The following is a 3,205-nucleotide window of genomic DNA, read 5'->3' as shown; positions in this document are numbered from 1 at the left end:
GAAGTTCAACGCGTTCCTCGCCGAGCTGGCCGCGGAGCACCCGCACCCGGTGCGCAGTGGCAAGCAGCCGCGCATCCTGTTCGGCACCCAGGCCTCCAGCCGCCCGCCGACCTTCGTAATCTTCACCACCGGGTTCCTCGACCCGGGTTACCGCCGGTTCATCCAGCGTCGTCTGCGCGAGGTCTACGGCTTCGCCGGCAGCCCGATCAACATCAGCATGCGGGTGCGCGAGAAGCGCAAGCGCTAACGAGCCGCCGGGTCACCCGGCCGGCTCGACCCAGGCCGCGTGCCGCCATCCATTCCGATGCGCGGCACGCGGCTTTTTCGTGCCCGCCGCACCGCGGCACCGCCGCATCGTGAGCGGAGGCCGCCCGGTGCCGACTGTTCTGGCCACACAGCGACACAATCGACAGTTCCCAGCGCAAGATCGGCTCAAGATTCGGTAAAGAGCAACGCATCAGCATATTCGGTGCCCAGTGCTGGCGCGGAACGGCCGGGGAAACCTGGAAGTCGACGTTGAAGCTGCCCCCGAGTGAGGGTCTATCGGGTGCGGCCGGGCATGTCTTAGATTTTTGGTGCTGGCGGAATCCCCCCATTCCGCCAGCAGCTTTTCTTCAGCGGGCGTTCTCCGCCGCTGGACGCTCTTCTAGCCCTTCCGACAATCCGTCACCTGAATCTCGCTGATTCCCGGCGCTCTCGAGACCCGAACCCTCGACCGCGAATCAGCGAGATCCCTGGCCCTCATCCAAGGACGTATTCCTGTGCCCTCGAAGTCCCTAACTTCGCCTGCCCGCAAACGCCAGCTTGGCGCCGAACGCAACACGGAGCCGCTTCCCACCGTGCACGACATTCCCAGCGATTCCAAGATCACCTGGGGCCGGCTGGCGATCATCGCCACCGTGGCCGCCTGGGTGGCCTACATCATCTACACGATCCTGCGTCAGTTCCTCAACAACGGCACCGAGAGCTTTCGGTTCACCACCGAGGCGGTGTCCTACGTCATCGTGGTCACCTTCCTGACCTTCTCGGCACTGATGTACCTCATCGCCCGGCAGGGCGCCCTGCAACGCTTCCGCGACCACGTGCGGGTTCCCCGCGCCGAACTGGACAGCCATTTCGCGACCCACCAGGGCTCGCTCACGGTCCTGGTGCCCTCCTACAGCGAGGAGCCCGGCGTGGTGCGGGCTACCCTCTGGTCGGCCGCGCTGCAGGAATACCCCGACCTGCGCATCGTGCTGCTGCTCGACGACCCGCCCTACCCCGCCGACCCGGCCGTTGCCCTGCAACTCCAGGCCTCGCGCAGCATCGCCCGGGACATCGAGCTGGCCCTGGCCGAACCCCGGGCCCGGTTCACCGAGGACCTGCTGCTCTGCGAACTCGAACTGGCCAACGACCCGCAGCCCGGCACCGCCGCCGTGCAGCGGCTCGCCGAGGAATACCAGTGGGCGGCCCGCTGGCTGCAGGCGATGGCCTCCGCCGAGACCATCGACGACCACGTCGACACGTTCTTCGTGGAGCAGGTGCTCGGCGGCCTCGCCGCCGAACTCTCCCTCATCGGTGCGGCGCTGGCCGCCGCCGCGAAGGAGGGCACCACTCCCACGGCCGCCCGGATGCTCGAACTGCACCGCCGCCTGGTCTGGACCTTCTCGGCAGAGCTCGACACCTTTGAACGCAAGCTGTACGCCTCGCTGTCGCACGACGCCAACAAGGCGATGAACCTCAACGCGTACATCGGCCTGATGGGGCGTCGCTACCGGCGCGAGGACGGGCCGGATGGCGCCATCCTGCGCCAGGTCGCCGACGACGTGCCCGCCGACTTCGTGGTGCGCGACTCCGAGTACCTGCTCACCCTCGACGCCGACTCGCTGCTGCTGCGCGACTACTGCCTGCGGTTGGTCTACCTGCTCGAACAGCCCGACAACGCCCGGGTCGCGGTCACCCAGACCCCATACTCGTCCTTCCGCGGTGCGCCCACCCGCATCGAACGGCTCGCCGGCGCCAGCACCGACATCCAGCACATCCTGCACCAGGGCATGACCCACCACGGCGCCACCTTCTGGGTGGGCGCCAACGCCGTCATCCGCAAGGTGGCCCTGGAAGACATCGTCGAGGTGGAGACCGTCGGCGGGTTCGAGGTGCGCCGGTACGTGCAGGACCGCACCGTGATCGAGGACACCGAGTCGAGCATCGACCTGGGCACGCACGGCTGGTCACTGGTGAACTACCCCGAACGGCTCAGCTACAGTGCCACCCCGCCCGACTTCGGCTCACTGATCGTGCAACGCCGCCGGTGGGCCAACGGAGGCCTGCTCATCCTGCCCAAACTTTGGCGCCAGATGCGTGAACGCCGCCGCCAGGGCCGCCCGATCGGGCTCATCGAACTGGCCTTGCGGGTCAACTACATGACCAGCATCGCCTGGGCCAGTTTCGGCCTGATCTTCCTGCTCGCCTACCCGTACGACAGCCGGCTGCTCAGCCCGGTCGTGGTGCTGGCCGCGCTGCCGTACTTCCTCGCGATGGGCAGCGACCTGCGCTACTGCGGGTACAAGTTCAGCGACATCATGCGCATTTACGGCTTCAACCTGATCCTGCTGCCGGTGAACCTCGCCGGAGTCCTCAAGTCGCTGCAGCAGGCCGTCACCAGCAAGAAGATCCCGTTCGCCCGCACCCCGAAGGTGCGCAACCGCACGGCCGCCCCGATCATGTTCGTGGTGGTGCCGTTCCTGATCGTCGCGTTCTCCGCGCTCACCCTGTGGCGGGATGTGTCGAACGAGAACTGGGGCAACGCCGCGTTCGCCGGGTTCAACGCTCTGCTAGCGAGCTTCGCCATCGTGAGCTACATCGGCATCTGGAACTCCGTCGTGGACGTGTTCCTGGGGCTGACGCAGTGGATGTTCATCGAGCGTGCGCCGCGCCGCGCCACGGCCGCTGCGGTCGTGCCGCAGTCCGAACCCGCGCTGGACTGGCGGGCGGTGCTGTACCACGGCCACGCGGTAGGCGAACTGCCCAGAGACGTGGAACTGGTGACCGGACCGTTCGTGCAGGCCTCCGCCGCCAAGCGCGCCAAGACGGGAGCCGTCAAGTGAGCGACCTGACGACCACGCCGGCACTGCCGCCGGTTCCGCAGCCGACCACGTCCATGGACCGGTCCGGCCAACCGCACCGCCGCCTGTCGGTGGTGCGGGTGTTCCTCGGGGTGGTGCTC

The 3,205-nt window shown here is 67.5% G+C and carries 1 protein-coding gene and 1 pseudogene; both read left to right on the top strand.

Annotation, left to right across the window (positions count from 1 at the left end):
- A pseudogene (locus tag JWP54_RS15215) lies at positions 1 to 247 on the top strand (ribosome biogenesis GTPase Der); the annotation flags it as partial.
- Positions 248 to 761: 514 nt separating this feature from the next.
- Entirely contained in the window at positions 762 to 3,086 is a 2,325-nt protein-coding gene (locus tag JWP54_RS15210) for a glycosyltransferase family 2 protein (protein WP_297373553.1), read from the top strand.
- The last annotated feature ends 119 nt before the right edge of the window (positions 3,087 to 3,205 follow it).

The organism is Cryobacterium sp. (assembly GCF_025463825.1).
Lineage (GTDB): Bacteria > Actinomycetota > Actinomycetes > Actinomycetales > Microbacteriaceae > Cryobacterium.
The sequence above is the reverse complement of the archived record's forward strand: the minus strand, read 5'-3'. Positions and strand labels throughout refer to the sequence as shown.